Origin of the sequence: Pseudomonas kielensis, assembly GCF_014236655.1 — a bacterium.
In the GTDB taxonomy this organism is placed as follows: Bacteria; Pseudomonadota; Gammaproteobacteria; order Pseudomonadales; family Pseudomonadaceae; genus Aquipseudomonas; species Aquipseudomonas kielensis.
The window spans coordinates 1-342 of the sequence record NZ_JACMYG010000116.1 but is presented as its reverse complement, the minus strand read 5'-3'; the positions used below and the strand labels follow the sequence as shown (position 1 = coordinate 342).

The 342-nt window shown below is 57.3% G+C and carries 1 protein-coding gene; it reads left to right on the top strand.

What is annotated here, in order from left to right; all coding sequences use genetic code 11:
- Positions 1-342, top strand: a 342-nt coding sequence (locus tag H7995_RS28265) for an immunoglobulin-like domain-containing protein (protein WP_185819342.1), incomplete at both ends; no start/stop codon positions are given.

The following is a 342-nucleotide window of genomic DNA, read 5'->3' as shown; positions in this document are numbered from 1 at the left end:
ATCGAAAGCAATGGCAACGTGCTGGAGAACGCTGCGCCTAAGTTCACCGTCAAGGTGGATCAGGTTCTTAAGCAAGACCTGACCGTCACCCTGAGCAACGGCGATACCGTGGTGATCAAGGCTGGCACCACCAGCACGCCTTACGAGCTGAAAGCCCAAGGCGACGACGTCTACAAAGATGGCCAGATCATCGAAGTGGGTGTCGACAACGCCACCGTTGACGGCAAGTCCTTCGAGAACCTGGTGCTGGGCGACAAAGCCCAAGTGACCATCGGCGACACCACTTCTGAAGTGGTTGCCACCCTGTCTGTGGATAAAACCACCGTCACCGAGGGCGGCACT